The sequence below is a fragment of the Allobosea sp. genome (genome assembly GCF_030695125.1).
Classification (GTDB): domain Bacteria; phylum Pseudomonadota; class Alphaproteobacteria; order Rhizobiales; family Beijerinckiaceae; genus Allobosea.
In genome coordinates, this window is sequence record NZ_JAUYTP010000032.1 from 45,837 (window position 1) to 71,867 (window position 26,031).

At 69.4% G+C, this 26,031-nt stretch carries 23 protein-coding genes; 3 read left to right on the forward strand and 20 right to left on the reverse strand.

Going from position 1 to position 26,031, the window contains the following annotated elements:
- Nucleotides 1-10 precede the first annotated feature (10 nt).
- The 15 genes from lnt to hslV form a co-directional block, all read right to left on the reverse strand.
- Nucleotides 11-1,606, reverse strand: coding sequence for an apolipoprotein N-acyltransferase (gene lnt / locus Q8S38_RS13830; protein WP_305681010.1), 1,596 nt, complete (start codon nt 1,604-1,606; stop codon nt 11-13).
- A complete protein-coding gene (locus Q8S38_RS13835) occupies nt 1,606-2,589 on the reverse strand; it encodes a hemolysin family protein (RefSeq protein ID WP_305681011.1) in 984 nt (327 codons plus the stop codon). Before Q8S38_RS13835 ends, lnt begins: the two co-directional genes overlap by 1 nt.
- Nucleotides 2,586-3,200: an rRNA maturation RNase YbeY gene (ybeY, locus tag Q8S38_RS13840; RefSeq protein WP_305681012.1), complete on the reverse strand. Its 615-nt coding sequence runs from the start codon at nt 3,198-3,200 to the stop codon at nt 2,586-2,588. Before ybeY ends, Q8S38_RS13835 begins: the two co-directional genes overlap by 4 nt.
- Nucleotides 3,197-4,363 (reverse strand): PhoH family protein, encoded by a 1,167-nt coding sequence (locus Q8S38_RS13845; RefSeq protein ID WP_371125883.1) that lies wholly within the window; start codon nt 4,361-4,363, stop codon nt 3,197-3,199. Before Q8S38_RS13845 ends, ybeY begins: the two co-directional genes overlap by 4 nt.
- A gap of 168 nt (nt 4,364-4,531) precedes the next feature.
- Nucleotides 4,532-5,905, reverse strand: a complete 1,374-nt coding sequence (miaB, locus tag Q8S38_RS13850; RefSeq protein WP_305681013.1) for a tRNA (N6-isopentenyl adenosine(37)-C2)-methylthiotransferase MiaB — start codon at nt 5,903-5,905, stop codon at nt 4,532-4,534.
- A gap of 145 nt (nt 5,906-6,050) precedes the next feature.
- Entirely contained in the window at nt 6,051-6,878 is an 828-nt protein-coding gene (locus tag Q8S38_RS13855; protein ID WP_305681014.1) for a lysophospholipid acyltransferase family protein, read from the reverse strand.
- 13 nt (nt 6,879-6,891) lie between these two features.
- The gene (locus tag Q8S38_RS13860; protein ID WP_305681015.1) at nt 6,892-7,389 is read right to left on the reverse strand and encodes a GNAT family N-acetyltransferase; all 498 of its coding nucleotides are present in this window, start codon (nt 7,387-7,389) and stop codon (nt 6,892-6,894) included.
- Between the two features lie 102 nt (nt 7,390-7,491).
- Nucleotides 7,492-8,175 carry a tRNA (adenosine(37)-N6)-threonylcarbamoyltransferase complex dimerization subunit type 1 TsaB gene (gene tsaB / locus Q8S38_RS13865; protein ID WP_305681016.1) on the reverse strand — a complete coding sequence of 228 codons (684 nt, stop codon included), beginning with the start codon at nt 8,173-8,175 and terminating at the stop codon, nt 7,492-7,494.
- 172 nt (nt 8,176-8,347) lie between these two features.
- Complete coding sequence (locus Q8S38_RS13870; protein WP_305681017.1) at nt 8,348-8,908, reverse strand: NifU family protein; 561 nt, start codon at nt 8,906-8,908, stop codon at nt 8,348-8,350.
- 132 nt (nt 8,909-9,040) lie between these two features.
- Nucleotides 9,041-9,535, reverse strand: a complete 495-nt coding sequence (locus Q8S38_RS13875; protein ID WP_305681018.1) for a universal stress protein — start codon at nt 9,533-9,535, stop codon at nt 9,041-9,043.
- Nucleotides 9,536-9,620: 85 nt separating this feature from the next.
- Complete coding sequence (gene trpS / locus Q8S38_RS13880) at nt 9,621-10,670, reverse strand: tryptophan--tRNA ligase (RefSeq protein ID WP_305681019.1); 1,050 nt, start codon at nt 10,668-10,670, stop codon at nt 9,621-9,623.
- A 103-nt stretch (nt 10,671-10,773) separates the two neighbouring features.
- Entirely contained in the window at nt 10,774-12,345 is a 1,572-nt protein-coding gene (gene murJ / locus Q8S38_RS13885; RefSeq protein ID WP_305681020.1) for a murein biosynthesis integral membrane protein MurJ, read from the reverse strand.
- A 25-nt stretch (nt 12,346-12,370) separates the two neighbouring features.
- Nucleotides 12,371-13,681, reverse strand: a complete 1,311-nt coding sequence (hslU, locus tag Q8S38_RS13890) for an ATP-dependent protease ATPase subunit HslU (protein ID WP_305681021.1) — start codon at nt 13,679-13,681, stop codon at nt 12,371-12,373.
- A 50-nt stretch (nt 13,682-13,731) separates the two neighbouring features.
- The gene (locus Q8S38_RS13895) at nt 13,732-14,820 is read right to left on the reverse strand and encodes a hypothetical protein (protein WP_305681022.1); all 1,089 of its coding nucleotides are present in this window, start codon (nt 14,818-14,820) and stop codon (nt 13,732-13,734) included.
- Nucleotides 14,817-15,386 (reverse strand): ATP-dependent protease subunit HslV, encoded by a 570-nt coding sequence (hslV, locus tag Q8S38_RS13900; protein ID WP_305681023.1) that lies wholly within the window; start codon nt 15,384-15,386, stop codon nt 14,817-14,819. Before hslV ends, Q8S38_RS13895 begins: the two co-directional genes overlap by 4 nt.
- A gap of 42 nt (nt 15,387-15,428) precedes the next feature.
- Here hslV and Q8S38_RS13905 point away from each other — a divergent pair, with 42 nt between their 5' ends.
- Nucleotides 15,429-15,875, forward strand: a complete 447-nt coding sequence (locus Q8S38_RS13905) for a hypothetical protein (protein WP_305681024.1) — start codon at nt 15,429-15,431, stop codon at nt 15,873-15,875.
- 2 nt (nt 15,876-15,877) lie between these two features.
- On the opposite strand, the gene hemA is transcribed toward Q8S38_RS13905, so the two are convergent.
- The 4 genes from hemA to Q8S38_RS13925 all read right to left on the reverse strand — a co-directional run bounded on the left by hemA (nt 15,878) and on the right by Q8S38_RS13925 (nt 20,726).
- Nucleotides 15,878-17,089, reverse strand: coding sequence for a 5-aminolevulinate synthase (hemA, locus tag Q8S38_RS13910; RefSeq protein WP_305681025.1), 1,212 nt, complete (start codon nt 17,087-17,089; stop codon nt 15,878-15,880).
- Nucleotides 17,090-17,175: 86 nt separating this feature from the next.
- Nucleotides 17,176-18,435, reverse strand: a complete 1,260-nt coding sequence (locus Q8S38_RS13915; protein WP_305681026.1) for a Zn-dependent hydrolase — start codon at nt 18,433-18,435, stop codon at nt 17,176-17,178.
- Nucleotides 18,436-18,610: 175 nt separating this feature from the next.
- Nucleotides 18,611-19,357 (reverse strand): SDR family NAD(P)-dependent oxidoreductase, encoded by a 747-nt coding sequence (locus tag Q8S38_RS13920; RefSeq protein ID WP_305681027.1) that lies wholly within the window; start codon nt 19,355-19,357, stop codon nt 18,611-18,613.
- Between the two features lie 109 nt (nt 19,358-19,466).
- The gene (locus Q8S38_RS13925) at nt 19,467-20,726 is read right to left on the reverse strand and encodes a lipopolysaccharide biosynthesis protein (RefSeq protein ID WP_305681028.1); all 1,260 of its coding nucleotides are present in this window, start codon (nt 20,724-20,726) and stop codon (nt 19,467-19,469) included.
- 331 nt (nt 20,727-21,057) lie between these two features.
- On the opposite strand from Q8S38_RS13925, the gene Q8S38_RS13930 reads away from it, so the two are divergent.
- A complete protein-coding gene (locus Q8S38_RS13930; protein ID WP_305681029.1) occupies nt 21,058-23,451 on the forward strand; it encodes an exopolysaccharide transport family protein in 2,394 nt (797 codons plus the stop codon).
- Nucleotides 23,452-23,522: 71 nt separating this feature from the next.
- On the opposite strand, the gene Q8S38_RS13935 is transcribed toward Q8S38_RS13930, so the two are convergent.
- Nucleotides 23,523-24,671, reverse strand: coding sequence for an AbrB family transcriptional regulator (locus Q8S38_RS13935; RefSeq protein WP_305681030.1), 1,149 nt, complete (start codon nt 24,669-24,671; stop codon nt 23,523-23,525).
- Nucleotides 24,672-24,953: 282 nt separating this feature from the next.
- Here Q8S38_RS13935 and Q8S38_RS13940 point away from each other — a divergent pair, with 282 nt between their 5' ends.
- A complete protein-coding gene (locus Q8S38_RS13940; protein ID WP_305681031.1) occupies nt 24,954-25,997 on the forward strand; it encodes a DMT family transporter in 1,044 nt (347 codons plus the stop codon).
- The last annotated feature ends 34 nt before the right edge of the window (nt 25,998-26,031 follow it).

The window sequence follows — 26,031 nt, forward strand, 5'->3', positions numbered from 1 at the left end:
CCAAATGGGATTAATCGCGCGGCGCGATCCGGGACACGAGCATCAACCCGCCCAACAGCAGCACATAGATCATGTCACCGAAACGCGCGTAAAGCGTGGCAGGCCCGGCGCGCGGCAGCCCTGAATCCAAAACGCCTTCGCGACCCAGCGGCAGGCGAGCGAGGATCCGGCCATAGCCGTCCGTCACCGCGGAGATGCCGGTGTTGGCGACGCGCACCAGCGGCAGTCCCTCCTCGATCGCCCGCAACTGCGCCTGGGCGAAATGCTGGTAGGGTCCGCTGGTCTGGCCGAACCAGCCGTCATTGGTCAGGTTGAGCATGAAGCCGACGCGCGGCCCCTGCGGCGCGACCTCGCCGGGAAAGACCACCTCGTAACAGATCAGCGGGGCCGCCGGCGGCAGGCCCCGGATGGAAAGCGGCAACCGGCGCGTGCCCGCGGCGAAGCCCCCAGGCACGGCGACGAATTCCGACAGCCCGACGCGGCGGATCAGCGTCTCCAGAACCGCCGGCAGGTATTCTCCGAACGGAACCAGATGCACCTTGTCGTAGCTGGAGACGATCGTGCCTTCGTCGTCGACCACCTGGATGGAATTGAAGATCGGCGGCCGGCTGTCGCCGGGCAGCGGCTCGCCGGCCCGTGCCGCGCCGGTGATCAGCGTGGTGTTGGGCGGCAGCAGCGCCGCGATGCGCGACAGCGCTTGCGGCGTGCGCCCGAGCAGGAAGGGGAAGGCCGATTCCGGCCAGATCAGATGGGTGACCGCCTGGACGCCCGGCGTGGTTGGGCTGGTCGCCCGGTCGCTCAGCGCCAGATACTGGTTGAGGATCGCCTCGCCATTGCGGGCATTGAACTTGGCGTCCTGCGGCAGGTTGGGCTGCATCAGCCGCAACTGGACACCGGCGACGAGCGGGGATGGCTCCGCCGGAACGCGCCACAGGCCAAAGCCGATCAGGCCTGCGAGGACGACGAGCCCTGCGCCCGGCGCGCGCCAGCGCGCGGGGCGGGTTTCCGCTGTCCCGAGCGTCGCCGGCGCCGCGCCGATCGCGATCGCGAGGAGCGTCAATCCGTAGAGACCGACGACCGAGGCGATCTGCGCGATCTGCGCCTGCCCGGCGAGCATCATGCCGTAGACGTTCCACGGAAATCCCGTCAGCACGTGCCCACGCAGCCATTCGCTGAGCGAGAGCATGACCGCCAGCGTCAGGATGCGCCCGGCTCCCGATGACCAGACCAGCCGGGCGCAGCCGAAGCCCAGGGCCGGGAAGAACGCCAGCAGGGCCGGCAGCGCGACGACACCGAGCGGCATCGCCCATGCGAACTTGTCGGCCTCGACCAGGAACGCCGCGCCCAGCCACCACAGACCCGCGAGGAAGAAGCCGAAGCCCCACCACCAGCCGACCGCGGCGGCGGCGCGGAACCGGCCCGCAGCGCTCCGGCCGACGGCGCCGTCGATCAGCCACACCGCGACGGTCATCGGCACGACGATCAAGGGCCACAGGTCGAGCGGCGGCAGGGCCAGCGCACCACTGGCGCCCGCGCCGAGCGCGATCAATCGTCTGCGCCAACCCCAGGCGAGGATGACGCCGTCGGCCAGGGCTGCGAGGCGCATCAGCCCTGGTCCGCCGGGGAGCCGGGCTCGGGGTCGGTGGTGGCGCGCCGGTGGATGCTGAGGCGCTTCACGCGTCGCGTATCGGCTTCGATGATCTCGAAGGAGAGTCCTTCAGGTCCCTCGACGATCTCGCCTTGTGCCGGGATATGGCCGGCGAGCGTCACGATCAGCCCGCCCAGCGTATCGACCTCTTCCGCGATCGGGGTCTGCGACAGATCGATCCCCGTCGCCTCCCGCAGTTCATCGAGTGTCGCGCGCGCATCGGCGGTGAAGCGGCCTTCGCCGGCCGGCGTGATCGTCGGCGCTTCCTCGGTATCGTGCTCGTCCTCGATGTCGCCGACGACGATTTCGATCAGGTCCTCGATCGTCACCAGCCCGTCGGTGCCGCCATATTCGTCGATCACCAGCGCGATATGGGTCCGCGTCGCCTGCATCCGCACCAGAAGCTCGACGGCCGGCATCGATGGCGGCACGTAGAGCACCGGGCGCATGATTTTGGTCTCGCCCAGCGTCATCGCGAGATCCACGGCGGAGAGATCGTGGAAGGCCGGTTCCGACAGGCCGGCGGTGGGCTCCGCCTTGGCCTGGCCGGCGATGAATTCGAGGAAGTCGCGGATGTGGACCATGCCGCGCGGGTCGTCGAGCGAATCGTCGAACACCGGCAGCCGGGAATGCCCGGCCGTCCGAAACAGCGCCAGGAGTTCGTCGAGCGTCGCATCGGCAGGTACGGCGATGATGTCGGCCCGCGGGACCATCACGTCGCCGACGCGCCGTTCCCTCAGGCTCAGCACATTGGAGAGCATGGCGCGCTCCTGCGCGCTGAGATCGGCGAGTTGCCCGCTGCCCTGCGCCAGCGCTTCGGTGATGTCCTCGCGGATCGTTCCGCCGCCGCGCAGGCCGAGCCGGTCGAGGAACTGGCCGAGCCAGTGGGAGAGGCCGCGACCTGCGGCTTCGGTTTGGGTCTGTCGACTGTCGTCGCTCATGATCGTGGAGGTCGGTCCGGGGTTGGGGCTGGCGAAGGGAACGCTTGGGGCGCTTCGGGCGCATCGAGGAGCTCGCCGTCGGCATAAGGGTCGGCAATGCCGAGCGTGGCGAGGGCTGCGATTTCGAGCCCCTCCATGCGCTGCGCCTGTTCGTCGGTCTCGTGGTCCTCGCCGAGCAGATGCAGCAGGCCATGGATCACGAGATGACTGAAATGGTCGCTCAGGCTCTTGTTTTCGTCCTGCGCTTCGCGCGCCACGGTCTCATAGGCGATGACGATGTCGCCGAGCACCGGGCTCGTGGCGATCTGCCCGGCCGGAGCGGCCGGGAAGGAGAGCACATTCGTCGCCTTGTCGAAGCCGCGCCAGTCGCGGTTGACGATGCGGATGCGCTTGTCGTCGGTCAGGAGCAGGCTGAGTTCGGCCCCGCCGCAGGGCTTCACGGGGGCGACCGCCAGAGCGGCCTGGACCGCTTGCGTGGCGCGCAGGCGCAGCGCGGCGCTGTCGCCGAGCGCGCGCCACTGGCGCGACTGGGCCCGCAGCGTCATCGCGGGCGGTGCGGGTGAAGTCTCGGGTCGCGGCGCCGAACGCCGCGCGCGAGGTCGGTCGGTCATCGCGGCCGCTCCCGCGAGAGCGTGCGCTTCAGCCCCTCGGTTTCGCTCTCGATGGGCGTATCGGGCATGGGCGTGCGCATCCGTTCTTCGCGTTCCTCGCGCTCGCGCCGGGCCGCGCCCTCATAGGCCATGACGATCCGGCGCACGAGATCGTGGCGGACGACGTCGCCCTCTTCGAACTTGGCATAGCCGACGCCCTCGACGCCCGACAAGAGCCTCACCGCCTCGATCAGCCCCGAGCGCTGGCCCGGCGGCAGGTCGATCTGCGTCGGGTCGCCGGTGATGATCATGCGCGAGCCCTCGCCGAGGCGGGTCAGGAACATCTTCATCTGCACCGAGGTCGCATTCTGCGCCTCGTCGAGCAAGACCACGGCGTTGGTCAGCGTCCGGCCACGCATGAAGGCGAGCGGCGCGATCTCGATCATGCCGGTCTGCAGCGCGCGCTCGACATGGCGCGCCTCCATGAAGTCGTTCAGCGCGTCGTAGATCGGCCGCAGATAGGGATCGACCTTCTCGCGCATGTCGCCGGGCAGGAAGCCGAGACGCTCGCCGGCCTCCACCGCTGGCCGCGACAGCACCATGCGCTCGACCACGCCCTGCTCGATCAGCGAGACGGCGTGTCCGACGGCGAGCCAGGTCTTGCCGGTGCCGGCCGGGCCCTCGGCGAGGACGAGTTCGTTGCGTTTGAGCTGGCGCAGATAGGCGTCCTGCGCTGCGTTGCGCGCCCTGACCGGCCCGCGCTTGCGCGTCACGATGGCATCGAACGAGGTCTTGCCCGCATCGGCGGCCGGAAACAGCGAGCGCTGGATGTTGCTCTCCTCGATCGCGCCGTCGACTTCGCCCAGCGTCACCGAGGCGCCGGCCTTGGCGCGCGTATAGAGCGTCTTCAGCACGCGCCCGGCCTGCTCGGCGGTCTCGCGCGGGCCCTTGATCGTCGCATGGTTGCCGTTGGGGCTGATGACGACGCCGAGGCGGCGCTCCAGATGCGCCAGATTCTGGTCGTAATGGCCGAAAACCAGGCTCGCCAGGCGGTTGTCGTCGAAAGACAGGACGACCTCGGTGACGGGCAGCCCGTCGCGGGTCAGGCTTTCCACGCGGGCCGGCGCCGCGTCGCGGCGCGCGTTGCGGTCGGGTCTCGGTGTCGTCGAGTCAGCTTGTGCCAACAGCGTCGTCTCCCTGGCGCCAGGTCCGGCCGGACAGGAGCGTGAGGCCGGGTGTTCGCGGTGATCGATCCCATGAATCGGCCGTATCAGCGGGCGCGACGGTGGCAGCCTGATGACAGCTCGTCATGACGGCGCCCATTCGAGGCGCGGCTGGAAGGCGCGTGGCGGTCAAGCGGCCATCTCCGCGGACGCCGCAGGCGCCTGGTCCTCGGCCTTGCGGCCGAAGAGCGAATTGGAGCCTGCCCGTTCGATCACCACTTGCACCGTGTCGCCGATCTGATTCGTCTCCGTCTCGATCTGCACAGCCTGCAGGTAGGGCGATTTCCCCGCAAGCTGTCCGGGGTGGCGCCCGGCGCGCTCCAGCAGCACGGACACGGTGCGCCCGACCATCGCGTGGTTGAAGGCCTGGCGGTGATGCTCGATGCGCGCCTGCAGGCGGTAGAGCCGCTCATCCATCACGGCGGCGGGAACCTGCGTGCGCAGGTCCGCGGCCGGCGTGCCGGGGCGGGGCGAATATTTGAAGGAATAGCTCGAGGCGAAGCCGATCTCGTCGACGAGCGCGATCGTCTCCTCGAAATCGGCGTCGCTCTCGCCCGGAAAGCCGACGATGAAGTCCGACGACAGCGCGATGTCGGGCCGCGCCCGGCGGACCTTCTCGATCAGCCGGCGGTATTCGTCGGCGGTGTGCTTGCGGTTCATCGCCGCCAGAATGCGGTCCGAGCCCGCCTGCACCGGCAGATGCAGGAACGGCATCACCTGCGGCAGATCGCGATGGGCGGCGATCAGATCCTCGTCCATGTCGTTGGGGTGGCTCGTGCTGTAGCGGATGCGGGCGATGCCCGGCACCGCGGCGACCCGGTGCATCAGCCGCGCCAGCCCCCAGACCCCGCCATCTTGCCCCTCGCCATGATAGGCGTTGACGTTCTGGCCGATCAGCGTGACGTCCTGCACGCCCGAGGCCGCCAGGCGCTCGATCTCGGTCATGATCTGGGCGACCGGCCGCGAGAACTCGGCGCCGCGCGTATAGGGCACGACGCAGAAGGCGCAGAACTTGTCGCAGCCCTCCTGGACCGTGACGAAGGCGGAGATGCCGCGCGCCCGGATCGCCGCGGGCCGGGGGGTCGGCAGATGGCCGAACTTGTCGTCGATCGGCAGATCGGTGTCGACCGTGCGCCTGCGCTGCGCCTGTTCGAGCAGCTCCGGCAGCCGGTGATAGGCCTGCGGACCGACGACGAGATCGACCGCGGGCTGGCGGCGCTGGATCTCGGCGCCCTCGGCCTGAGCGACGCAGCCGGCGACGACGATGCGCGTATCCTGGCCCTGCGCCTTCTGGGCGGTCTTGATGTCGCGCAGCTTGCCGAGCTCGGTGTAGACCTTCTGCACGGCCCGCTCGCGGATGTGGCAGGTGTTCAGGAGGATCAGGTCCGCGCCCTCGGGCGTCGCCGTTTCCTCGAAGCCCTGCTCGCCCAGGATGTCGGCCATGCGCTGCCCGTCATAGACGTTCATCTGGCAGCCGAAGGACTTGATATGGACTTTCTTCATCGCGCCGGGTCTGGACTCCAAACCGTCTCCTTACTCCGGATCACGGCCTGAGGAAACGTCCCCCGGCAGGATCCTGCGACCATGATTGCGGTCAAGCAATGGCCGGGCCAGTCGGTCATGGGTCCGGCTGTCGTCGGTCTGCCTGTCATGGCTCTGGCGGCAGCGGCCGCCCGCTGACCGTCTCCTGCCGGGCCTTGCGGATCGCCGTCTCCGCCCGCCGCGTCGCGTCCTTGCGCGTGGTGTTGCGGCCCATGGCGATCGGCTCGCCCCAGGTGATCTCGACATCGATGGCGCCGGCGCGCAGGATCGCGCGCAGATGCGGCGCGAGTTCGGTGTCGCCATACCAGGCCAGCGCCGCCCGATCGGCCCGCCCGCCCGCCATGCCGTGATAGCCGGTATAGCTGATCGTCAGCGGATAGACGGCGATGTCGGCCCCGTCCTCCGGCTCGCCGCCGTTCTGGCCCAGCGCCTCATGCGCGGCGCCCAGCAGCGAGGAGCGCAGCGGCAGGATGCGCGTGCCGTCGCCGGTGGTCCCCTCGGCGAAGAGCACCACGGCCTCACCGGCCGACAGCCGCTCGCCCATCTGCGCGGTGACAGCGGCGGTCGCCTTGCGGCGCGAGCGATCGATGAAGACGGTGCGCTGCAGCTTGGCGAGAAAGCCGATCAACGGCCAGCCGGCGACCTCGCTCTTGGCCACGAAGCAGACCGGCCGCTCCGCGCCCAGCACGGAGATATCGAGCCAGGAGACATGGTTGGCGACGATCAGCCCGGTGCTGCCGGGCGGTGGCGGTGTGCCGCGGACGCGCCGCCGCACACCCAGCATGCGGCAGGTCAGGCGGTGAAACAGGCGCGGGATCGCGGCGCCGCGCGAGGGCATCAGGCGCACCACCAGCAACTGCGCCGGCAGCAGGGCGAGTGTGCCCAGAGCCAGTGCCGACACCCGCAGGATCGCGCCGGGCGCCAGCCGTGTCATGGCAAGCGCCCGCTCATGTCAGGTCGAGCCGCATCGCGACCGCGGTGGCCCGGCTGCCGTCCGATTTGGGGTAATAGCCCTTGCGCCGGCCGACCTCGCGGAAACCCAGATGCCGGTAGAGCCGCTCGGCGGCGATATTGCCCTCTTCGACCTCGAGGAAGACCTGCGCCACGCCGCTGCCCGCGAGCCGCGACAGATGCGCCCCGAGCAGGTTCGCCGCCAATCGATGGCGGCGCTGGGCCGGCGCGATCACGATCGACAGGATCTCCGCCTCGTCCGCGGCCTGGCGCGACATCACGAACCCCGCCGGCTGCACCGACTGCCCCGGAAAGACGCCATCGGCCGCCACGCTGGCGTCGGCCAGCAGCGCGGCGCATTCGCCGGGCTCCCAGCCGCGCGCGAAGCCGCCCTGCTGGTGCAGGGCCGCGACGTCGCGGGCATGGCGCGAGTCGAGATGGCCGGTCCGGACCGGGCAGGCATGGGGGTGAAGCAGGCGGCGCAACCAGTCCATGGCGCTTGATGGCACAGCGGCGCGGCCTGACAAGTCCCCCCGCGCCATTACGGGCGAGATCGGGCCGCGGCCAGCGGCGCCGGGAGCGCGATGTCCACCGTCTCAGCGCCGCGGCAGACGGGCGCGGTCCTGCGGCGTCGTCTCGGGCGCCTTCAGATAAAGCGGCCGCGGCGGCGCGCTTTCGGGATCGGCGATCAGGCCTAGTCGCGCCACCCAGATCACGTCGGGCGCGCGCGCATCGTCGAGAACCAGCGCATCGAGCCCGATTGCCCAGGCCTCGTTGGCAACCGCCAGCGAGGCCGATCCCACGAGGCTGACCGGCCCGGCGCCGATGGCGCGCGCCGCATCGCGGTAGCTCACCTGGCGCAGGGCGACGATCTGGCGGCCTTCCGAACTGAGTGCCTGGAACCAGACCTGGCCATGCTTGGCGTCGAGCGCGGCGGCGATCACGCGGCCGGGCTCGCGCCCGACCAGCGGCGCCGCGCAGGCCGCCAGCGTGGTGACGCCGACGGCGGGAATGCCGGCCGCCAGTGCAATGGCGCGTGCCGCGCTGACACCGACCCGGAGCCCAGTATAGCTGCCGGGCCCGACGGTGACCGCAACCCGGTCGAGCGAGGCAAAACCGCCCTCGACGGCGTTCATCACGCGCTCGATCAGCGGCATCAGCGCCTCGGCATGGCCCCGCTCCATCGCGATCTGCTCGATGGCGAGCGACTCCGATGCGCCGGCCTCCAGCACGCAGGCCGAACAGGCGCCGAGCGCGGTATCGATGGCGAGAATGCGCATCAGCTTTGGATTCGCCTGTCTGGTGATCTCGAAAAGCGGAACGTCATCCTGGACAAGCGGCAAAGCCGCGCAGTCCGGGATCCATCATCGGGCGAGCGCCGGCCCTATGATGGATCCCGGGACTTCGCTTCGCGAAGCCCCGGATGACGGGGAGGGCTGTGACAGACGACGCTCAAATCGCTTCCACCTCGCGCACATCCGGCAGGAAGTGGCGCAGCAGGTTCTGGATGCCGTGCTTCAGCGTCGCGGTCGAGGAGGGGCATCCCGAGCAGGAGCCCTTCATCGCCAGATAGACCGTGCCGTCCTTGAAGCCGCGGAAGGTGATGTCGCCGCCATCGCCCGCCACCGCCGGCCGGATGCGCGTCTCCAGCAGATCCTTGATCGTCTCGACCGTCTTTGCGTCCTCGGGGGCGAAGAACTCGCCCTCCTCGATCACATCGGCCTGCGAACCGCTCGCCAGGACCGGCGCGCCCGACATGAAATGCTCCATGATCGCGCCCAGGATGGCGGGCTTCAGATGCGGCCACTCGCCGCCCGATTTCGTCACGGTGATGAAGTCGGACCCGAGAAATACGCCCGACACGCCATTGACGCTGAACAGGCGCTGCGCCAGCGGCGAGCGCTCGGCCTGGTCGCCGTCGCGCAATTCGAGCGTGCCGTCGGACATCACGGTCCGGCCGGGCAGGAACTTCAGCGTCGCGGGATTGGGGGTGGCTTCGGTCTGGATGAACATCGTTGAAACTCTCCGGTCCCGGACGGTTCAAGGCCGCCGTTCCATCACACAGATATAGGCGCCTGGAGGGAATCATTCCAGCGCGAAGCAGACGCCCTTGAAAGCGGGGCTCCGGAACGAAGGCCGGTTGGCTTACGCCAGCGCGTCGATTTCCTCGTCCTCGAGATGGCCGGGCACGATCGCGACGGGGATCGGGAAGCTCGCCGCCGATTTGCCGGCGAGCGCGCTGACCAAGGGGCCAGGCCCCTCGCGGCCCGCGCCCGCGGCCAGAACGAGCAGCGAGATGTCCTCGTCGGCCTCGATCAGCTTGACCACCTCGTCGGCCTTGTCGCCGGTGCGCACCACGCGCTCGGGCTCGATTCCGGCGAAGGCCCGCACGGCGGCGGCGGCCGCCTCGATCAGCTTTTCCGCTTCGGCCTCGGCCTCGGCCTGCATGACCTCGCCGACGCCGAGCCAGGTCTCGTGCTCGGGCGGGGTCACCACCCCCAGCAGCACCATCGCCGCGCCGATTCGGGCGCAGCGACGCGCCGCGAAGCGCACCGCCTTGGCGCATTCGACGCTGTCGTCCACCACCGCGAGAAATTTCGGGCGATGGCCCGTTTCATAGGACCGCCGTCGCTTCACCATGTCGCTTGTCCTGCCGCCGCTTCAGGAAGCGGCATGGTGGCCCGCGCCGCAACGTCAGCGCAAGTCCACTGTCGGGTCGGGAGCCTCAACGCCGCGAGACGAAGCCGACGATGTCCTTGACGTCGCGCATGATCGGCGCGGCGATCGCCTCGGCCCGCCCCGCGCCTTCGCCCAGGATCGCGTCGATATGGCTGACATCGGCGAGCAGGCGGCGCATCTCGCCGGCGATCGGCGACAGCTTCTCCACCGCGAGATCGACCAGCGCGGCCTTGAAGCCCGAGAACTGCCCGCCGCCGAATTCGCCCAGCACCTGCGCCTTGGTCTGGCCGTTGAGCCCGGCATAGATGCCGACGAGGTTTTCCGCCTCGGGCCGGCCGTCCAGCCCCTTCTCTTCCGACGGCAGCGCGTCGGGATCGGTCTTCGCCTTGCGGATCTTCTGGGCGATGGTCTCGGCATCGTCGGTCAGGTTGATGCGCGAATTGTCGGAGGCGTCCGACTTCGACATCTTCTTGGTGCCGTCGCGCAGGCTCATCACGCGCGGCGCCGGGCCCTGGATCATCGGCTCGGGCTGAGGAAAGAAGCCGAGATCACCCGTGCCCAGCCCGCGTTCCGCGATCTGCGCGCCGAAATCGTTGTTGAACTTCTGCGCGATGTCGCGCGCCAGCTCGAGATGCTGTTTCTGGTCCTCGCCGACAGGCACATGGGTGGCCTTGTAGAGCAGGATGTCGGCCGCCATCAGCGCCGGATAGGCATAGAGCCCGATCGAGGCGTTTTCCTTGTCCTTGCCGGCCTTTTCCTTAAACTGGGTCATGCGGTTGAGCCAGCCCAGCCGCGCCACGCAGTTGAACACCCAGGCGAGCTCCGCATGCTGCGAAACCTGGCTCTGGTTGAAGATGATGCTGCGCTTGGGATCGACACCGGCCGCGACATAGGCCGCGGTGACCTCGCGGATCGCGCGGGTCAGTTCGACGGGGTCCTGCCAGACGGTGATCGCGTGCATGTCGACGACGCAATAGATGCACTCATGCGTCTCCTGCATCGCCACCCAGTTGGTCAGCGCGCCCAGATAATTGCCGAGATGCAGCGTCGCGGTCGGCTGCATGCCGGAGAAGACGCGCTGGTGAAAGGTCGCCATCGGGCGCTCCCGCAAAATAGGGGTCGTCTGGAGTGCCGCGTTCTGGCCGAAGCCCGCACGGGGCGCAAGGGGCGCTGACGAAGCAGCGTCGCGGGGCATGGGTTCAGGCGGTCTTTCCCAGCCGCCCGAGTTCGCGCAGGCGGAAGGCGCCGAGCCCGCGGCCGACGACGGCATAGAGCACGCCGCCAAGGCCGCAGAGTAGGGTCAGCGCCGCGATCCGCCAGGGCAGCGACGCTTCGACCGCGAGGCTGGCGACGAGCCGGGGCATGATCGCCTCGATCCCCACCAGCATGACCAGATTGGCCGCGAGCATGGCAAGCAGCGGCCGCAGCATCCGCCGCTGCGGCCACCAGAGCCGGTCCCGCAGCAGGAAGGCCCCGAGCACGCCGGCCTGCGTCACGAAGGCGAGGCTGGCGGCGGCGGCCGCATTGGTCGCCGGCATGGTCAAGGTTGCGGTCTGGCCGGCGAGGATCGCGACCAGCAGAGCGGTGAGGCCGGCGTAAAGCGGCAGGCGCGGCGTCTGGCGGGCGAAATAGACCTGCGCGAACACCTTCGCCATCACGGCGAAGGGCAGGCCGAAGGCGAAGGCGCGCATCGCTGCGGCGGTGCGAATGCGGTCGATTTCGGTGAACCGGCCGCGTTCGAACAGGACGGAGATGATCGGGTCGGCGAGCCAGGCCAGGGCCGTCGCGGCGGGTATGGCCAAGGCGAGCCCCAGCAGCAGCGCACGGTCGATCGTCTGCCGCCGCCCCGCCGCGTCGCCCTGGCTTTCCTGGACGGCGATGGCCGGCAACAGCACCACGCCCATCGCCACCGCCACGAAACCGAGCGGAAGCTGGAAGACACGGTCGGCATAATACAGCCAGGACACCGCGCCCGGCTGGACCGAGGCAATCTGCGTCGCCACCAGCAGCACGAGCTGCGAGGTCGAGGCCGCCAGCAGCGCCGGCCCGCCGAGCTTCACCAGCCGTGTCATTGCGGGCGACCATTGCAGCCGCGGGCGCGCCAGCCCGGTTTCGCCGCGCCAGAGCGCGACCGCGACCATCAACAGATGCAGCGCTCCGCCGAGGCTGACTGCCGCCGCGATCAGCGCCGCCCCTTGCGGCGACGGCATCTCCGTGACCAGTGCCACCATTAGGGCCGCGATCAGCACGAGATTGAGCAGGGAGGGCGCGAGTGCGGCCACCAGGAAGCGCCCCTCGGAGTTCAGAACCGCTGCCAATAGCGAGGCCAGCGTCGTGAAGGCGAGGAAAGGCAGCGCGATTCGGGTGTAGCTCGTCGCCATGGCGAGCGTCGCCGGCGCGTCGTGAAAACCGCCCGCGATGCCCAGCACCAGCCAGGGCGCCAGCAAGAGCCCGAGCGCGGTGACGAGGCTCAGCGCGAGCGCGAGCCAGGCGAAGGCCTGCCCGGCGAAGCGCTTGGCCGCCTCGACGCCCGCTTCGGTCCGCAAATCGAGATAGACCGGCACGAAGGGCGCATTCAGCCCGCCCTCGCCCAGCACGCGGCGCATCAGATTGGGCAGGCGGAAGGCGACGAGAAAAGCGTCCGCCACCGGCCCGGCGCCCAGCATCCGCGCGATCAGCATGTCGCGCGCAAAGCCGAGCAGGCGCGACAGCACCGTCGCCAGCCCGACGACGAGCGAGTTGCGGGCGAGCTTTGCTGGTTCGGCCGGCATCGCCGCCCTTCCCCTTAGCTGTCGGCTACAGAATGAACCGGCTCAGATCGGCGTTCTTCGCGAGATCGCCGATGCGCGACTGCACGTAAGCGCCATCGATCGTCACCGTCTCGCCCGAGCGGTCAGGAGCGGTGAAGGAGATGTCGTCGAGAATGCGCTCGATCACGGTCTGCAGCCGCCGCGCACCGATGTTCTCGACGGTGGAATTCACATCCACCGCGATGCGCGCGATCGCGTCGATCGCGTCCGGCGTGAAATCGACTGTGACCTCCTCCGTCGCCATCAGCGCCACCGTCTGCTTGATCAGGCTGGCCTCAGTCTCGGTCAGGATGCGCCGGAAATCGTCGACATCGAGCGGCGACAGCTCGACGCGGATCGGTAGGCGGCCCTGCAGCTCGGGCAAAAGGTCGGAGGGGCGCGAGACATGGAACGCGCCCGACGCGATGAACAGGATATGGTCGCTCTTCACCGCGCCATGCTTGGTGGCGACCGTCGTGCCCTCGATCAGCGGCAGCAGGTCGCGCTGCACGCCCTCGCGCGAGACATCCGCGCCGCCCTTGCCCTCGCGGGCGCAGATCTTGTCGATCTCGTCGAGGAAGACGATGCCGTTGTTCTCGACCTCGCGGATCGCGGCCTGCACGATCGCCTCCTGGTCGATCAGCTTGTCGCTTTCCTCCGTCAGCAGCGGCCCATAGGCGTCCTTTACCAGGATGCGCCGCGGCTTGCCCTTCTGGCCGAAGGCTTTTCCGAACATGTCGGAGAGGTTGATCGCGCCGATCGAGGCGCCGGGCATGCCGGGAACCTCGAACATCGGCGCCGATGAGCCGGAGCCCGCCGCGATCTCGACCTCGATCTCCTTGTCGTCGAGCTCGTTGGCGCGCAGCTTCCGGCGGAAGGAATCGCGGGTGGCGGGGCTGGCGGTGACGCCGACCAGCGCATCGAGCACGCGCTCTTCCGCAGCGACATGGGCCTTGGCCTGCACGTCCTTGCGGCGGTTCTCGCGCACCAGCGCGATCGCGATCTCGACGAGGTCGCGCACGATCGACTCGACGTCGCGGCCGACATAGCCGACCTCGGTGAACTTCGTCGCCTCGACCTTGAGGAAGGGTGCATTCGCCAGCTTGGCGAGGCGGCGCGCGATCTCGGTCTTGCCGCAGCCGGTCGGCCCGATCATCAGGATGTTCTTCGGCGAAACCTCCTCGCGCAGCGGCCCTTCGAGCTGCTGACGCCGCCAGCGGTTGCGCAGCGCGATCGCGACGGCGCGCTTGGCGTCGTTCTGGCCGACGATGAAGCGGTCGAGTTCGGAGACGATCTCGCGGGGGGAGAAAGAGGTCATGCTATCCGCTGGTCCTGTCGCGTGTGGGGAGCCGGCCGGTCTCGTGGCGCTCATGCCGGAGTCGCGTCGATCGGCGGCAGCCTGTCGCGCCAGCGGCCGAGCGGCAACGCCGGGAGCAGGACCCGCCGCAAGCTGCGCCAGCCCGCCGAGAGCGCCAGCACCAGTGCCGCCAGCCCCAGCAGCGCCAGCGGCAGGCTGAGATCGCCCGACACGCTCTGCGAGATCAGATAGGCCACGGCGATGCCGGCATAGCTCAGCGCCGAGACCAGGAGCGCGCGCCGGTCGATGACGAGCGCGATGATGCCGAGCACGGCGAAGGCGCTGAGCACGATGAGCGAGGTCGTGGTGGTGAAGCTGCCTGCGGCGCTAACCATGCCCCGGAAGATGGGATGAACGATCAGCCCGGCTGCCAGCAGATGCAGCCAGAAGGCCGCGTCCGACCGCCGGGTGAGCCGGCGCGGGTCGCGCATGTCGAGCCGCAGCGCGAGCGCGAAGACCGTCAGGCCGCAGAGGGCCAGGATCAGGTTGAGATAGTCCTGCGCCAGGGCCGGCGCGAGCGCCGAGACTCCCGCCAGAACCAGGCCGATCCCGCCACAGGCCACCAGCGCCATGTCGATGGGGACGCGAAACCGCCAGTGGTGCAGCAGGGCCGCGCCGGAAAACGCAGCCGCGGCGAGCACCCAGCCGCCATAGAGGATGGAGGGCAGGCCACGATCGGCGGTGAGTTGCGCCACGAGCAGCGCAGCCGACGCGCAAAACATCGCCGCCAGCAGGATCGAGGGCAGGGCCAGCCGCATGCGCCGGGCGAAGACCTCGCTCAGCCCCCAGGCGGCGACGAGCGCGATCGCTGCAAACGCATCGCCGAAGCCGACCACACGCGACAGACCGAGCAGCGCACCCGCAAGCAGGCCGACGCCGATCGCCACGAAGACGTCGTTGAAGCCGCCGATCAGCCGGAAGCGTTCGTCATCGGGGTCGATGGCGCGGCCGGCCTCGGCCGTGACGCTGTCGCCCAGGCGTGGCGGGGTCGAACCCTGCGCGTCCAGCCGCAGCCGCGCCAGATGCGCGATGCGCACGGCCTGAGCCTGGTCGATGATGCGCTCCGCGACCGCGGCCTGCAGATCCTGCTCGGCGATCATGGCGTTTCCAATGTCTCGATCACGAGGGAATGGTTGGTGTAGACGCAGATATCGCCGGCGATCTTCATCGCCTTGCGGACGATCGCCTCGGCGTCATCATCGATATCGATCAGCGCGCGCGCCGCCGACAATGCGTAATTGCCGCCCGAGCCGATCGCCATCACCGAACCATGCTCGCTGGTCTCCGGCTCCAGCACGTCGCCCGTGCCTGAAATCAGGAGCGAAACCTCCTTGTCGGCGACGAGCAGCATCGCCTCCAGCCGGCGCAGATAGCGGTCGGTGCGCCAGTCCTTGGCGAGCTCGACGCAGGCCCTCAGCAATTGGGTGGGGTACTGCTCGAGCTTGGTCTCAAGTCGCTCGAACAGCGTGAAGGCGTCGGCGGTGGCGCCGGCGAAGCCCGCGATGACCGCGCCCTTGGCGAGGCGGCGCACCTTGCGGGCATTGCCCTTCATGATGGTCTGGCCGAGCGAGACCTGCCCGTCGCCGCCGATCACGACCCGCCCGCTCTTGCGCACCATCAGGATGGTGGTCGCGTGCATCAGGGGGGCGTTGCTAGTCTCTGGCATTGCGATTCGGGCCCGGCCTTTAAGTGAACAGGAGCCGCCAACATGTTCAGGCTTAAGCCCGGTATCAAGAGCGACCCGGTGAAACGCTGGAATCTTCCGGAACGCGTCTTCTTCGCCTGCGGCGCCTGTCACATCCTCGCCTATGCGTTTCTCGAAGCCTATCCGGATCGGAATTTCCGCGCCGTCTGGATCAGGCCCAAGGAGGGTTTCACGGGAAACCATGTCTTTGTCAGTAATGGCGAGACGGCGTTCGACTTCCATGGCTATCGCTGCGAGCGGGCGCTGGTCGCCCATCACTGGGCGAAGGGCCGGCTCTGGTGGCCCGGCTGGGACGGAACGCTAGTGCCATTGCCGCAGGACGTGCTGATCTCCGAGGCGAAGTCGAAGACCTATGACGGGCTCTGGCTGCGCGAGCCGGGCCAGTTTCTCCACGACGCCATGCCGCGCGCGCAGGCGTTCCTGGCGCGCTTTGCTCCACCGCCGTGCTGACGTCACGCCGCCCGCTGCAGCCCCACCCGACCCCAGATCGCGCTCAGTCCCGCCACCAGATGGTCGATATCGGCGTCCGAATGCAGCGGTGAGGGGGTGATCCGCAGCCGCTCCGTGCCGCGCGGCACGGTGGGGTAGTTGATCGGCTGGACATAGATGTCGAAGCGTTCGAGCAGTTCGTCGCTCACCGCCTTGCACAGCACGGGGTCGCCGACCATCACCGGCACGATGTGACTGGGGTTGGACAGATGCGGAATGCCGGCGGCGTCGAGGCGCTGGCGCAGCGTGGCGACGCGATCCTGATGGCGCGCGCGCTCCACCGTGCTGGCCTTGAGATGGCGGATCGCAGCGAGCGCGCCCGCCGCGACCGGCGGCGGCAGCGAGCTGGAGAAGATGAAGCCCGAGGCGAAGCTGCGGACATAGTCGCACAGCGCCGCCGAGCCCGCGATATAGCCGCCCATCACGCCGAAGGCCTTGGCGAGCGTGCCCTCGATCACGGTCAGCCGCGAGGTCAGCCCGTCACGCTCGCTGACGCCGCCGCCGCGCGGCCCGTAGAGGCCCACCGCATGAACCTCGTCGATATAGGTCATGGCGCCGAATTCCTCGGCGATGTCGCAGAAGGTCTCGATCGGGGCGATGTCGCCATCCATCGAATAGACCGATTCGAAGGCGATCAGCTTGGGCCGGGCGGGATCGAGCGCGGCAAGCTTGCGGCGCAGGTCGTCGGGGTCGTTGTGGGCGAAGATGTGCCGCTCGGCCCGCGAATGGCGGATGCCCTCGATCATCGAGGCGTGGTTGAGCGCATCCGTCAGCACGACGCAGCCAGGGATCCGCGAGGCCAGTGTGCCCAGCGAAGCCCAGTTCGACATGTAGCCGGAGTTGAACAGAAGCGCTGATTCCTTGCCGTGCAGATCGGCAAGCTCCTGCTCCAGCAGCACATGGTAGTGGTTCGTGCCGCCGATGTTGCGGGTGCCGCCCGCGCCGGCGCCGCAGGAATCGAGCGCCTCATGCATCGCCGCCAGCACGGCCGGGTGCTGGCCCATGCCGAGATAGTCGTTGGAGCACCAGACGGTGATCTCGCGCGGTCCGCCTTCGCCATGATAGGTGGCGCGCGGGAAACGGCCCGCCTTGCGCTCCAGATCGGCAAAGACGCGGTAGCGACCTTCCTGGCGCAGGCCGTCCAGTTCGGTGCGGAAGAATGTCTCGTGGTCCATCGCCAGCCTCCTGCGGCGCGCGCTTTCTAGGCCCGTAGCCGGATAGGGGAAATGGCACGCGGTGTCGCGCCCGGCCTTGATCGCGATCAGCCTTCGCGCCTCGCCAGCTCGAGGACGGCTTCGAGCAGGACGCGGATGGCGATGCCGGCATCGGCCTCGGTCATGTTTTCCAGCGGGGAATGGCTGATGCCCCTCTCGTTGCGCACGAACAGCATCGCGGACGGGCAGAGCGCCGCCATCGCCATGGCGTCATGCGCCGCGCCCGAGGGCAGGCGCCGCGCCGCGACATTGCCCCCGGCGCGCGCCACGCCCGCCGCGAGCGCGTCCTGAAGGCCGGCATCCATCGGCACCGCCCGCGCATTGGTATAGAGCGCGAAATCGAGGCCGACGCCGCGCCGCGCCGCGATCTCGCCGAACCGGCTGCGGATCGCGGCATCCATGCTTGCGAGCGTGTCGTCGGAGGGGCAGCGAAAATCGACGGTGAAGGCCACGCTGCCCGGCACGACATTGGCCGCGCCGGGGCTGACCTGGAAGGTGCCAACCGTGGCGACGGCCTGGTGGTGCGCGGCCGCGATCGTCTCCAGCGCCAGCGCCATCTCGGCGCTCGCGGTCAGCGCGTCCTTGCGCAGGCTCATCGGAACGGTGCCGGCATGTCCGGCCTCGCCCGTCACGCATACGCGGGCCCGCCGCTGGGCGTTGATGGCGGTGACGATGCCGACGGGCTCGTTCTCGACCTCGAGCACCGGCCCCTGCTCGATATGCAGCTCGATATAGGCCTTCACCGCGCCGCGCTTGCGCGCCAGACCGGCGACCCCGGACGGATCGCCGCCGAAGGCGACGAGGGCGTCGGCGAGTCGGATGCCCTCCGCATCGCGTGTCTCCAGCCAGGCCGGGTCATAAACGCCCGCGAGCGCCGCCGACGTGGACAGATGCGTCGGATACCGGACATTCTCCTCGTCGCCGAAGGCGACGACCTCGAGCGCGAAAGGCAGCGCGATGCCGGCGTCGCGCAGGGCTTGCGCCACCAGGATGCCGGCGACGACGCCGAGATTGCCGTCGAACCGCCCGCCATCCTTCACCGTGTCGATATGGGAGCCGATGATCACGCTCGGCCCCCCCGGCACAGGTCCGTCCCGCCGGCCTTGCACCGATCCCGCCGCATCGATGAAGGCGGCCAGTCCCGCGACCTCCATCGCTCCCCTGGTCCATTCCGCTGCCTGGCGATGGGACGGGGACAGATAAAGCCGCGTCAGCTTGCCCGGCTCGTCGGTGAAGCGGTTGAGGCCCTGGAGCGCCGCGAAGGCGCGCGCGCCCAATACCGCGGCGGAGGGGAGAGAGGCGGTCATCGGTGAATCCTGGAACCTGACATTGGCACGGTGAAGCGCGCCGTCATCCTGGACAAGCGGCGAAGCCGCGCAGATCCGGGATCCATCATGTTGCTCTGTAGAGCCCGAGGATGGATCCCAGGCGACCTTCGGTCGTCCAGGATGACGGCGCATTTCCGGTTGTAATGGTCACGCCTCAATAGGTCGCCCGGCCGCCCGACAGGTCGAAGACGCCGCCGGTGGTGAAGCTGTTTTCGGCCGAGGCCAGGAAGGCGACCATGGATGCGACCTCGTCGGGCAGGAGGAAGCGCCCGCGCGGGATCTTGGCCAGCATGTAGCCGATATGCTCCTCGCTCATCTGGTCGAAGATCCGGGTACGAGCGGCGGCCGGCGTGATGCAGTTCACCGCGATGTCCTGCGTCGCCAGTTCCTTGCCGAGCGACTTGGTCAGCGCGATCACCGCCGCCTTCGAGGCCGAATAGGCCGAGGCGTTGGGGTTGCCCTCCTTGCCGGCGATCGAGGCGACCAGCACGAGCCGCCCGTAATTGCGCTTGATCATGCCGGGGATCACCGCCTGGCAGCAATGCAGCGTGCCGTCGACATTGAGCCGCATCACCCGTGCCCATTCCTCGAGCGGGTATTCCCAGGTCTTGAGATTGGCGCCCGCGATGCCGGCGCTGGTGACGAGGATGTCGACGCTGCCCTGCCGGGCATCCAGCGCATCCGCGGCGGCCTTCACGGCCTTGGCGTCGGTGACGTCGATGCCGAGCCCGGTCGCGGTTCCGCCGATCTCGGCGGCCGTCTTCGCGGCGAGGTCGGCGTCGAGATCCCAGATCGCAACATGGGCGCCGCTGGCGGCGAAGCGTTCGGCCACGGCGCGGCCGATGCCCTGCGCCCCTCCGGTGACGATGGCGGTTCTTCCCTGCAGATCGATCTGGTTCATTGTCGGCCCCTGACTCGTTGGACGCGCACCCTAGAGGCTGCGGGGGATGTCCAACAAGGGCCCGGATGAGCCCGGCCCGGCCCTGGTGCCGGCGATCCCACCCGTCTCGTCAAGACGACGGCCCAGGTCGCACTGGACGGTTCGGCGCCTGCCCCAGCAACCGGTAGGTCACCGCCGCCGACAGCACATAGACCAGTCCGAACACCAGATTGAGCCAGGGCGCCCAGCCATCGCCCGCGGAAAACGCCAGCACCACCCAGGACAGCAGGGCCGCCTTCAGCGCCGTGATGGCGCAGAGCAGCGCGATGCGCGAGCCGGTGCGCTCGCGCGCATAGAGCAGCTCGGCGTGATATTCGACGAGGTTGCGGAAGGCCGGCACCAGCAGCATCGGCAGGAACAGGTAGGACGCCTCCGAGACATTGCGTCCGAGCAGGCCCGGGAAGGGCAGCAGCGCCAGGATCACAGCCGCGAGGCCGCCGATCGAAATCGTCGCGATGCCGAATTCGACCAGGGCAAGCCGGCCCGGCCCGCCGGCGAGGCCGCGCTCGGTCATGATCTTCTGGACGAGCATCTGCGTGAAACTGCGCACCGGCATGGCGGTCAGGTCGATGACGCGCATCGCAATGACATAGAGCCCGGCCGTGCGTTCGCCGGCCAGCGCCAGCATCAGCAGTTTGTCGAGCTCGGCCTGGACGTAGAACACGATCTCCGCCGCACTGGCATAGATCGCATCCGCCATCCGGCGCGGATAAAGCCGCCGCACGAAGCGCAGGCGCATCGGCGGCAGGAAAAACACCAGCGCCACGATCAGCGTCGCCAGCGTCGCCGCGAGATAGGCCCAGGCCCAGATCTCGAGGCTGCGCTGCCCGAACCCGGCAAACAGCAGGGCCGCAAGGGTCCGCAGCGACGAGCCGATGATGACCAGCAGGGCCGACTGCCGGAAACGCCGCAGCCCGTTATTGACGATCGCGACCACCTCGACGAGCCGCCAGCACAGGATCTCGGCCATCAGGATGAGCGCGAATGGCAGGATCGCCAGCCGGTCGGCGAACAGCAGCAGGTAGACCAGCGCCGCGGCGAGCCCGATCGCGGGCAGGGAGAGCAGGCCGAGCCCGGCGAAACCGGCGAGATACGCCCCCAGCAGACGCGGCTTGACTGTCGCGACCCGGTAGACCGGCGAGACGAAGCCGAAGGCCAGCAATCGCGACAGGATCAGCCCGGCCGCCGACGCCGTGGCGAAGAGACCGAATTCGCCGAGAGTCAACGTATTCGCAACGATGAGGAAGTAGACAAGGGAGATGACGAGCCGGCCGGCGGAGCCGCTCAGGATGGTGAGGTAGGCGAGGATGGCGGCGCGGTCTGGCAGCATGGGGTCCGTTTCGCCACGCGAGGCGAGGTCTCGCAGGCCGTCTGGCCCGGCTCGTGCCTGCCCGCGATCGCCTGATCCCCGTCATGTAGACCAGAGGCGTTGAGCGACCCTAAACGAAACGGAACCGTCCTGCCCATGCGTCTTCATGAACCGGATCGACCCATCGGTGCCCCGCGGCGGCGCGGCGGCGCGAGTCCGGTTGCTGAGGCCGAGGCGGGCTTTCGCGCCGAGGACCGGGATCGCGCCGGTCTCTGCGGCGGGCTGGACGGCGCTGACGATCATGCCTGGGAGGCGCCCTTTGCGGCGCAGGGCCCGGGCGAGGCCTTGAAGAGTGAAGCGTAGCGTCATGTTCACCACCGAGACCGCCGTCAGCGAGCCGGAACCGAGGCAGGAGCCGCGCGAGCGCCGCGCCGCCTCCGTCGCGGCCCCGGCCGTCGTCGCCCGGTTGACGGATCCCGCCTGGCTGGTCCGGACACTCTGGGCGCGCAAGGGCCTGATCGTGCTGGCGACCATCGCCGGCGCGGTACTGGCGGCGCTGGCGAGCCTGCTGATCCCGCCGAAATACGTCTCGACCGCGCAGCTCTTCATCGATCCGCGTGATCTGCGCGTGCTCCAGAACGAGGTCTCGCCCAACGTCACCGGCGGCGACCCGACCTCGATCACGAGCTTTCTCGAAAGTCAGGCGCGGATCATCGCCTCCGACAGCATCAAGTCTCCCGTGGTCCTGAGCGAGGGATTGGACAAGGATCCCGAGTTCGGCGGTGAGGCTGCGAAATCGGGGCTGGGGCAGATCATCGCCGCTCTGCTGCCGGGCGGGGGCGCAACGCCCCATGACGGCATGGTCTATGCGCTGGCGGCTCTCGACAAGAACGTCACGGTCCGGCGCGGCGAGCGCACCTTCGTCATCGACATCTCGGTCACGGCGCGCGAGGCGGCGAAAGCCGCCCGCATCGCCAATGCGCTGGCCATGACCTATCTCGAAAACCAGGCTTCGGTGCGCGCCGATGCCGCCCAGCGCGCCACGGCGGCGCTGACCGCGCGCCTCGAGGAGCTGCGCAACCGCCTGCGCGTCGCCGAGGAGAAGGCCGAGCGCTACAAGGAAGCCAACAACATCGTCGGCGTCGGCGCCGGCCGATCGATGAGCGAGGAGCAGCTCGCGCTCAACAACAGCCAGCTCGTCGCCCTGCGCACCCGCGTCACCGAGGCCCGGGCGAAATACGAGCAGACGCTGGCGACGCGCCCGGCCGGCATCGAGGCCGGCGCGATTCCCGAGGCGGTCGCGTCCCAGACCATGACGGCGCTGCGCGCCCAGCTTGGCGCCGCCCTGGCGAGGGAGGCCGATCTCCTGGCGTCGCTGGGCGCCCGCCACCCCGCGCTCGTCGCGGCCCAGGCCCAGACCCGCGACGCCCGCCGCCAGATCGCCGACGAATTGTCGCGCATCGCCCGTTCGGCCAAGGTGGAACTCGACCGCGCCGTCGAGGCCGAGCGCCAGATCTCGCGGCGCGTCGATCAACTCACCGCCAATCAGTACGCGGCCGGTCGCGCCTCAGTCGAATTGCGCGAACTGGAGCGCGAGGTCGAATCCTCGCGCGTCGTCTACGACGCCTTCCTGCGCCGCGCCCGCGAAACCGGCGAACTCGCCGGCATCGACACGACCAACGCCCGTGTCATCAGCGCCGCCATGCCGCCGCTCGAGAAGAGCGGCATCAGCCGGCGCGTGATCGTCATGGTCGGCGCGGTCTTCGGCGGCGGTGCGGGCGTCGCGCTGGCGCTCGGGCTCGCCCTGTTTGGTGTCGCCTTGCGCCCCGCGCCCCGACCGCGCGTGGAGGAGACCGACCCCGTTGCGGCGCCCGCCATGGTTGCGCCCGAACCCGTTGCGGCGCCTGTGGCAGGACCGCTTGTGCCGGCCGCGGCGGCCGCCGGCCCAAGCGCGGCGGCCCCACCGGCTGCGAAGGCCGGTTGGCGGCGCCTCGTCTCGATTCAAGGCGGGCAGGCCGAGCGCCTGCCCGATCCGCTGCGGCTGGCCGCCGCGCCGCTGCTGGCGACGCTGCCCTCCGTCCGCCACCGCCGCTGGCGGCGTGACGACGGCCAGGCGCGCTCCGTCTTCCAGGCCAAGTCGCATCTCGTCGATACGATCGACAAACCCCACGCCGCCTTCGCCAAGGCGGTCAGGCTGGTGCGCGCCACGCTCGCCGACCAGACCCAGGGCGCCAGCCACCGTCGCATCCTGGTGCTGGGCCTCAAGGGCGATGCCGGCGCCTCGACCCTGGCGCTCAATCTCGCGCTCGATGCCGCGCTGGCGGGCCTGCCGGCCATGCTGGTCGATGCCGGCGCCGGCGACGACAGCCTGACGCGGGTGTTTGCGCCCGAAGCCGCGGTCGGCTTGTGCGAGATCGTCGACGGCAAGGTCGGGCTGGTGCGGGCGGCGCTGCAGGACGAGGGCACCGGCCTGTTCTTCCTGCCGCGCGCCGGCCGTGCCGACGAGGTCGCGAAAGCGCAGATCGAAAGCGGCTTCCTCGACAAGGCGCATCGCTTCGGGCCGATCATCATCGATGGCGGGGCCGTCGGCGCGCAGGGCCTGGCCCAGCGCTTCGTCGAACTCGCCGACGACATCGTCCTGATCCTGCGCGAAGGCGCGATCGGCGATGGCGACCTGGCGCATGCCACGGCGGCGCTGGGCGGCGATGCCGAAAAGCTCCGCGGCTTCGTCGTCAACGAGGCCTGACGCGCGTCGCCCGGCGGTCTCACCTCGCGAGGCGGGGGACGGCCGCGCAAGGCAAAGCGCGCTCTTTGGGCCTATTCGCCAGGTCCGGGCTTCGGGGCCTGGCGTCGCCCGGCGATCAACCCGAAAAGCGGCCCGGCGCTGATCATCACCAGGAAGACGCGGATGATGTGGTGCGCCGCCACGAAGGCGACCTCCGTGTGCAGCGCCAGCGCGATCAGGCTCATCTCCGCGAGCCCACCGGGCGAATAGGCCAGAATCAGCGGCACATGGCCGTGGACCGAAACCTTCGCGACCAGCCAGGCGAAGAGAAGCGTCAGCGAGAGCAGGATCGCCGTCGAGCCGACCGACAGCGCCAGCACGCGCAGGATGCTGCGGGGCGGCGTGCCGACGAAGCGGCAGCCGATGGTGATGCCGAGGATGAGCTGGGCGGCATTGACGATCTCGAAGGGTGGCACCGAGTCGCTCAGGCCAAAGACATGAACGACGGCGCTGACCAGCATCGGCCCGAGCAGGTATTTCGCCGGCAGCCGCAGCCAGTGCCCGAGAACGATCCCGGCGACGCCGCAGGCGAGCAGCGCCAGCTCGGCCAGCAGCGGTGTGTCCATCACCGAGGGCCCGCTGACGCGGTTGCCGCCGATCGGCACCCCGCCGATCCACTGCACGATGAAGGGCAGCGTCATCACCACCAGCAGGATGCGGGCGGAATGGATCAGCGCGATGATGCGGGCATCGCCGCCCTTCTCCTCGCCCAGCGTCACCATTTCGAGCAGGCCGCCGGGCATGCCTGCGAAGAAGGCCGTCACCGGATCGAAGCCGGCGACCTTGCGGAAATAGCCGACGCAGGCGACGGCGCAGGCGATCATGAACAGCATCAGGCCGATGATCGTCGGCAGCCAGTTGGGCAACTGCGCCACGATGTCGGGCTTGAAGCCGGCGCCGAGCATCACGCCGATCACCATGGTCATCGGCGGGCGGATCACCGACGGCGCCGCGACCGGCCAGCGCAGCAGCGCCGCCGCCGTGCAGATCACCATTGAGCCCAGCATCCAGGGCAGCGGCAGCCTCGCCTGCAGGAAGAGCCAGCCGCCCAGGCCGCCGAGCAGCAGCGCGAGGGCAAAACGCCGATAGGGGAAGCGCGCCGGCGCGAACGCCCTCACGCCCTCCGCAAAATCGACCAGCAGCGCCTTCACCGGCCTGCGCCCGCCCGAAAACGGGCCCACCCTGCGGCGCCGGGGGGCGATCCTGCGGGGGCGGGCGGGGAAGCGGGCTGGGTCATACGCGGTCCGGGTCGTGGCGATGCGCGTTCTCCTAGACCGCGCGGCGAACCCCGCAAAGCCCCCGCAGGGCATGCCGCTTCTGCCAGGTCGGCCTATCGCGCCGGCACAACCCGGGCATGTCCGCCCGGCTCTGGCGCGCGCGCCCGGTTTGGCCGAACAGTTTCCAGATACGGACGAAACGAGCGGGCCAGGCGTGAAAAAACCGCAGGCCGATGATCGAGGGCGATGAGCGAAGAACGCCAGACCGGGCGGCAGGGCCGCACGGCCGAGGAAGACGGTGCGGCCGAGACGGAAGCGCCGCAGCCGCTGCTTGAGCCTGTGGCCCGGCCCCCGGCGGTCCAACCGAGCGGGCCGGTCGATCGCGGCGGCCAGCGTCTGCGTCACTGGTGGGCAGGAGCCAGCCCCAATCTGCGGGGCTCGGTCTACATGCTCAGCGCGCTCCTGGTCTATGCGGTGATGGTCGGCGCCATCAAGCATGTCGGCGGGGTCATTCCGCTCGTCCAGATCCTGCTGATCCGCCAGATCATCATGAGTATGGTGATCCTCGGCCTGTCTGGTGGCGGCGTCGGGCCGATGCTGCGCACGCGGCGGCCGGGACTGCAGATCATCCGCAGCCTGCTCACGCTCGCCGCCATGCTCTGCGGCTTCACCGCGGTGATCCAGATTCCCCTCGCCCAGGCCACCGCCATCGGCTTCAGCCAGGTCCTGTTCGTCACCATCGCCGCCGTCATCATCCTCAAGGAGGTGGTCGATGCGCGGCGCTGGGCCGCGACCGTGATTGGCTTCGTCGGCGTGCTCGTGATGCTCAAGCCCAGCGGCGATGGCCTCGACGCCTTTGCCCTGCTGGCGGTCGCAGGCGCGCTGCTCAATGCCGGCATCACCGTCAGCGTGCGGATGCTGGCCTCGACCGAGCGCACCGACACGATCCTGATCTGGCAGGGCATGGTGATGATCGCCGCGCTGGCCCTGCCGGCCTGGCTCTGGTGGGTCCCGCCCGATGCCGCGCAATGGGGCTGGTTGATCGTGCTCAGCCTGTTCGGCACCGCCGGCCAATGGCTGATCACCCGGGCCTACCAGGTCGGAGAGGCGGCGGCGCTCGCCCCGCTCGATTTCAGCCGCCTGATCCTGGCAAGCCTGACCGGCTTTGTCTTCTTCGCGGAGATTCCGGCCCTCTCGACCTGGATCGGCGCGGGAATCGTGGTCGGGGCGACGCTCTACACCATCCGCAAGAACGCGCGTCCCTTCCCGCGAGAGCCGGCCTCGGTCTGAGCGAGACGGGGAGGCCGATTGCCCTTACCGACCG

Coding starts and splice junctions, on each gene's coding strand:
- Q8S38_RS13915 (WP_305681026.1), bottom strand. CDS start 18,435: ATGACCGCCTCTCTCCCCTCCGCCGCGGTATTGGGCGCGCGCGCCTTC.
- Q8S38_RS13920 (WP_305681027.1), bottom strand. CDS start 19,357: ATGAACCAGATCGATCTGCAGGGAAGAACCGCCATCGTCACCGGAGGG.
- hemA (WP_305681025.1), bottom strand. CDS start 17,089: ATGGACCACGAGACATTCTTCCGCACCGAACTGGACGGCCTGCGCCAG.
- Q8S38_RS13875 (WP_305681018.1), bottom strand. CDS start 9,535: ATGGTGAAGCGACGGCGGTCCTATGAAACGGGCCATCGCCCGAAATTT.
- ybeY (WP_305681012.1), bottom strand. CDS start 3,200: ATGACCGACCGACCTCGCGCGCGGCGTTCGGCGCCGCGACCCGAGACT.
- Q8S38_RS13895 (WP_305681022.1), bottom strand. CDS start 14,820: ATGATCGCCGAGCAGGATCTGCAGGCCGCGGTCGCGGAGCGCATCATC.
- Q8S38_RS13940 (WP_305681031.1), top strand. CDS start 24,954: ATGAGCGAAGAACGCCAGACCGGGCGGCAGGGCCGCACGGCCGAGGAA.
- Q8S38_RS13860 (WP_305681015.1), bottom strand. CDS start 7,389: ATGGACTGGTTGCGCCGCCTGCTTCACCCCCATGCCTGCCCGGTCCGG.
- trpS (WP_305681019.1), bottom strand. CDS start 10,670: ATGGCGACCTTTCACCAGCGCGTCTTCTCCGGCATGCAGCCGACCGCG.
- Q8S38_RS13870 (WP_305681017.1), bottom strand. CDS start 8,908: ATGTTCATCCAGACCGAAGCCACCCCCAATCCCGCGACGCTGAAGTTC.
- Q8S38_RS13835 (WP_305681011.1), bottom strand. CDS start 2,589: ATGAGCGACGACAGTCGACAGACCCAAACCGAAGCCGCAGGTCGCGGC.
- hslU (WP_305681021.1), bottom strand. CDS start 13,681: ATGACCTCTTTCTCCCCCCGCGAGATCGTCTCCGAACTCGACCGCTTC.
- Q8S38_RS13905 (WP_305681024.1), top strand. CDS start 15,429: ATGTTCAGGCTTAAGCCCGGTATCAAGAGCGACCCGGTGAAACGCTGG.
- Q8S38_RS13855 (WP_305681014.1), bottom strand. CDS start 6,878: ATGACACGGCTGGCGCCCGGCGCGATCCTGCGGGTGTCGGCACTGGCT.
- Q8S38_RS13925 (WP_305681028.1), bottom strand. CDS start 20,726: ATGCTGCCAGACCGCGCCGCCATCCTCGCCTACCTCACCATCCTGAGC.
- tsaB (WP_305681016.1), bottom strand. CDS start 8,175: ATGCGCATTCTCGCCATCGATACCGCGCTCGGCGCCTGTTCGGCCTGC.
- hslV (WP_305681023.1), bottom strand. CDS start 15,386: ATGCCAGAGACTAGCAACGCCCCCCTGATGCACGCGACCACCATCCTG.
- miaB (WP_305681013.1), bottom strand. CDS start 5,905: ATGAAGAAAGTCCATATCAAGTCCTTCGGCTGCCAGATGAACGTCTAT.
- murJ (WP_305681020.1), bottom strand. CDS start 12,345: ATGCCGGCCGAACCAGCAAAGCTCGCCCGCAACTCGCTCGTCGTCGGG.
- lnt (WP_305681010.1), bottom strand. CDS start 1,606: ATGCGCCTCGCAGCCCTGGCCGACGGCGTCATCCTCGCCTGGGGTTGG.